Source organism: Halomonas sp. (genome assembly GCF_014859505.1).
GTDB lineage: Bacteria > Pseudomonadota > Gammaproteobacteria > Pseudomonadales > Halomonadaceae > Halomonas.
The window spans coordinates 1-4,484 of the sequence record NZ_JACUUD010000182.1 but is presented as its reverse complement, the minus strand read 5'-3'; the positions used below and the strand labels follow the sequence as shown (position 1 = coordinate 4,484).

The 4,484-nt window shown below is 70.0% G+C and carries 5 protein-coding genes; 2 read left to right on the top strand and 3 right to left on the bottom strand.

Annotation, left to right across the window (positions count from 1 at the left end):
* The 3 genes from IBX53_RS14900 to IBX53_RS14890 form a co-directional block, all read right to left on the bottom strand.
* A partial coding sequence (locus IBX53_RS14900; RefSeq protein WP_290910795.1) for a hypoxanthine-guanine phosphoribosyltransferase occupies positions 1-572 on the bottom strand: 572 nt, incomplete at its 3' end.
* A 44-nt stretch (positions 573-616) separates the two neighbouring features.
* The gene (gene nagZ, locus IBX53_RS14895; RefSeq protein WP_290910792.1) at positions 617-1,624 is read right to left on the bottom strand and encodes a beta-N-acetylhexosaminidase; all 1,008 of its coding nucleotides are present in this window, start codon (positions 1,622-1,624) and stop codon (positions 617-619) included.
* A 95-nt stretch (positions 1,625-1,719) separates the two neighbouring features.
* Positions 1,720-2,385, bottom strand: a complete 666-nt coding sequence (locus tag IBX53_RS14890) for a TetR/AcrR family transcriptional regulator (RefSeq protein WP_290910789.1) — start codon at positions 2,383-2,385, stop codon at positions 1,720-1,722.
* A 245-nt stretch (positions 2,386-2,630) separates the two neighbouring features.
* Here IBX53_RS14890 and lexA point away from each other — a divergent pair, with 245 nt between their 5' ends.
* Positions 2,631-3,281, top strand: a complete 651-nt coding sequence (lexA, locus tag IBX53_RS14885; protein WP_290910787.1) for a transcriptional repressor LexA — start codon at positions 2,631-2,633, stop codon at positions 3,279-3,281.
* Positions 3,282-3,318: 37 nt separating this feature from the next.
* On the top strand, positions 3,319-4,368 hold the full coding sequence (gene dinB, locus IBX53_RS14880; protein WP_290910783.1) for a DNA polymerase IV: 1,050 nt from the start codon (positions 3,319-3,321) through the stop codon (positions 4,366-4,368).
* Positions 4,369-4,484: the final 116 nt, after the last annotated feature.

Sequence of the window (4,484 nt, the reverse complement as noted above, 5' to 3'; positions counted from 1 at the left end):
CCCTTCGGGGCGAAGATGCCGGGGGCGTTGCGCCAGTAGCCCTTGTAGTCCATGCCGAAGCCGAAGACATAGCGGTCGGCCACCTCCAGGCTGCAGTAGTCGGCCTTGAGGCCAGGCACCGCCTTGCGGTCGTGCCGTTTGTCCACCAGCACCGCGGTGGAGATGCTGGCGGCGCCGGCCTCGCGGCAGTAGGCGAGGATGGCGGCCAGGGTGGCGCCCTCGTCGAGGATGTCGTCGACGATCACCACGTGGCGGCCGGCCATGGGCACCTCCGGGGAGACGCGCCAGAACAGCTCGCCGCCGCGGGTGCCGCCTCGATAGCGGGTGGCGTGCAGGTAGTCCACCTCCAGCGGGAAGCCGAGGCGCGGCAGCAGGTGGCCGGTGGTGATCAGGCCGCCGTTCATCACGCAGTAGAAGACCGGCAGCTTCTCGCCGAGATCCCGGGTGATCTCGTCGGCCATGCGGTCCAGGGCGAGTTCCACCGCCTCCTGGCTGATCAGGCAGTCGGCATTGTCCATCACCTCGCGCATGTCGGCGAGGGACGGGTGGAGATCGGCATCGAGTTTGGGCATGACAGGGGCTCGCGGTCGAAGAGGAGAGAGACGAAGGCCAGGGCTCAGGCCAGGGCCTCGAGGTGGGCGTGGACCCGGCGCCAACGAGAGAGCGCGGTGAGGGTCGAGAGCTGCGGGCGGGCGCGGCCATAGCGCAGCCGGGTGAGGCGGCTGGCCCCCGGGCGCTGGCGGCAGGCCTCGAGGACCTCCAGCGCCGCGGCGCGGTCGTTGCAGACCAGCAGCATGTCGCAGCCGGCGTCCAGGGCGGCCATGGCCCGCTCGGCGGGGCTGCCGGCACTGGCGGCGCCGGCCATGCTCAGGTCGTCGGAGAAGATCACGCCCTTGAAGCCGAGGCTCTGGCGCAGCAGGCCGAGCCAGGCGGGCGAGAAACCGGCGGGGCGCGGGTCGAAGGCGGAGTAGACCACATGCGCCGGCATCACGCCGTCGAGGCGGCCGGCGAGACGAGAAAAGGGCACGAGATCCCGGGCGCGCAGGGCCTCCAGCGGGCGCGGGTCCACGGGAAGCTCCAGGTGGGAGTCCGCCGCCACGCCGCCATGGCCGGGGAAGTGCTTGCCCACGGCGACCATGCCGGCCTCGTGGAGGCCATCGATGAAGGCGCCGCCGAGTGCGGCGACGATCTCGGGGTCGGCGGAGAGGCTGCGATCGCCGATCACGCTGGAGGTGCCGTCGTCGACGTCGAGCACCGGGGCGAAGCTGAGATCCAGCCCGCAGGCGGCCATCTCCATGCCCAGCAGCCAGCCGGCGTCCTGGCAGAGCCGCCGGGTGACCTCGGGCTGAGTGGCTAGCCCCGCGGCCAGCCTCGCCATGGACGGCAACCGGGTGACCCCCTGGCGCAGGCGCTGCACCCGACCGCCCTCCTGGTCGATGGCCAGCAGCAGCTCCGGGCGCACCGCGCGGATCGCGCGGGAGAGCTCGCCGACCTGCTCGGCCGACTCGGTGTTGCGGGCAAAGAGGATCACCCCGCCCACCTCGGGGCGCGCCAGCAGCCGGCGCTCCTCTGCGGTGAGGGCGGTGCCTTCCAGGTCAAGCATCACCGGACCGAGCTGGGTCATGTTCGCTTCCTTGGCTTTTGGCAAACAGCGATTCTTCGCCGACAGGCGTGAAAGGGGCCAGATTCTAGGGCATCGCAGGGGTCAGTGACAGCCGCTCAGGCCTCCTGGGCGAGCGGCGCAACCGGCGACGGCAGCGGGGCCTGCATGGCGGCGACCACCACCGGGCGCAGGCGGCGGATCAGGTCGCGCACGGTGACGTGCTCCCCATAATCCTTCTCGGCGATATCGCGCAGGGCGTCAAGGCCGGAAAGGGTGAAGATCACGGTGCCGAGCACGAAATGCAGGCGCCAGAAGCGCTCGGCGTCGGGCAGCTCGGGGGTGGCCTGGCGCACCAGCTCGGTGAAGCGGGTGAAGACGCTGCCGTACTCCTCCTGGATATAGCGGCGCAGGTGGCCCTGGGCCTGGCTGTAGGCCAGCCCCAGCAGGCGCATGAAGACCTTGAGGCTATTGCGCTCGGCGGGCACCTCCAGCACGCTGCGCGCCATGGTCTCGAGCAGCTCCTCCAGGGGGATCACCTCGTCGCCGTAGCGCGCCTGGAGCTCGTCCAGGGCGCAGTGGAAGCGCTCGGTGAAGGGGTCGAGGTAGCGGGAGAATACCGCCTGGATCAGCGACTTCTTGGAGCCGAAGTGGTAGTTCACCGCGGCCAGGTTGACCCTGGCCTTGCTGGTGATGGTGCGCAGCGAGGTCTCGGCGAAGCCGCGCTCGGCGAACAGCACTTCGGCGGTGTCTAGGATGCGGGTGACGGTGTCGGTCTGGGCCATCTGAAGAGTCCTGGCGTGGGCCCCCGACAGGAGACCCCGTAATAAACGGCTGTTTCAAACGTGATCGAATTGTAAGCCAGCCGTGGGCTAGGTCTCAATTCCCGCCGCGTAGGAGTGTTTTAAACGGTGTGTGCTATCGACAGCGCCGGATGCCCGCACACCCTGTATTACTGGATAGAACAACATGCTGTATACTTGATCACTGACGCATCCATCCAGTTGCCGCTTTACGCTTCGGAGGTCGCATGGCACGCCCCCTCACCCAGCGCCAGCAGAACGTCTATGACTTCATCGTCAAGACCCTCCAGGAGCTGGGCTACCCCCCTACCCGGGCCGAGATCGCCCGAGCCCTGGGCTTCCGCTCCCCCAACGCCGCCGAGGAGCACCTGCGCGCCCTCGAGAAGAAGGGCGCCATCCGCATGATCGCCGGTACCTCCCGGGGCATCCGCCTGCCCGCCCAGGAGCAGGAGGCCCCCGTCGAGGGGGAGGCCCCGCTTCAGGGGCTGCCGATCATCGGCGAGGTAGCCGCGGGCAGCCCGATACTGGCCGCCGAGCATATCGACCGCTACTGCCCGCTGCCCCCGGAGTACTTCACTCCCCGGGCCGACTACCTGCTGCGGGTGCGCGGCCTCTCCATGAAGGATGTCGGCATCCTGGAGGGCGACCTCCTCGCCGTGCATCGCACCGAGCGGGTGCGCGACGGCCAGATCGTGGTGGCACGCCTCGAGGACGAGGTGACGGTGAAGCGCTTCTCGCGCCGCGGCCACCTGGTGACCCTGACCGCCGAGAACCCGGAGTTCACCCCCATCGAGGTGGACCTGCGCCACCAGGCCCTGGAGATCGAGGGCATCGGGGTCGGCGTGATCCGCGGCGGCAGCGGCCAGGCCCTGGGCTAGGCGCTGACACAGGCGCTCTGTCGATGAGAAAGCCGCGGTGAGAAAGATCCTCCATGCCGACTGCGACTGCTTCTTCGCGGCGGTGGAGATGCGCGACAACCCGGCGCTGGCCGAGGTACCGCTGGCCATCGGCGGCAGCCCCGAGCGGCGCGGGGTGATCGCCACCTGCAACTACCCCGCCCGGGCCTTCGGCATCCATTCGGCCATGCCCACCGCCCGGGCACTGCGCCTGTGCCCCCAGCTCACCCTGCTGCCCGGCAGCTTCGACAGGTACCGCGAGGTGTCGCGGCAGATCCAGGCGATCTTCCACGAGCTCACCCCTCTGGTGGAGCCCCTCTCCCTGGACGAGGCCTTCCTCGACGTCAGCGAGGTGGAGCGCTTCTCCGGCAGCGCCACCTGGATGGCCCGCTGGCTCAAGCAGGAGTGCCTGGCGCGCACCGGCATCACCCTCTCGGTGGGGGTGGCCCCCAACAAGTTCCTGGCCAAGGTCGCCAGCGACTGGGAGAAGCCCGACGGCCTGACGGTGATCACCCCGGAACGCATGGAGCCCTTCCTGGCTGCGCTGCCGGTGAAGAAGCTCCACGGCGTGGGCCCGGCCACCGGGGCGCGCCTGGACGCCATGGGCATCACCACCTGCGCGGCGCTGCGCGAGGTGCCGCTGGAGCGGCTGCTGGAGGCCTTCGGCAAGTTCGGCAAGCGGCTCTTCGAGCTGGCCCGGGGCATCGACGAGCGCTCGGTGCGCCTGGAGCGCGAGCGCAAGTCTATCAGCGTGGAGACCACCTTCGCCCGGGACCTGCCCGATCTCGACCTCTGTCGCGAGGCCCTGGCCCCGCTCTGCGAGCGGCTGGAGGAGCGCCTGGCCCGCCACGGCCACCCGCCCCTGGCCGGCCTGGTGGTGAAGGTGCGCTTCGACGACTTCGGCCTGACCACCCTGGAGAGCCGCGGCCTCGCCCCCTCCCCCGCCAGCTACGCGCGCCTGCTGGAGCAGGCATGGGAACGCCGCCGCCGGCCGGTGCGCCTGCTCGGCGTCGGCGCCAGGCTGCTGCCGGAGGCCGAGCGACGGCAGCTGGCGCTGCCGATCGAGTGAAGCCAACGGGTGTGACGCCTTGCCATCGGGCAGGTCATCCCGCTGCCACTGAGGCTGTTCATTCTGGTAGGTATCCAGCTGCCACCAGCGCTGTTGCTACTGGTGGGAGCCACGCT

Excerpts from the sequence above, each read along its gene's own strand:
- IBX53_RS14890 (WP_290910789.1), bottom strand. The coding sequence starts at position 2,385 with ATGGCCCAGACCGACACCGTCACCCGCATCCTAGACACCGCCGAAGTG.
- nagZ (WP_290910792.1), bottom strand. The coding sequence starts at position 1,624 with ATGACCCAGCTCGGTCCGGTGATGCTTGACCTGGAAGGCACCGCCCTC.
- lexA (WP_290910787.1), top strand. The coding sequence starts at position 2,631 with ATGGCACGCCCCCTCACCCAGCGCCAGCAGAACGTCTATGACTTCATC.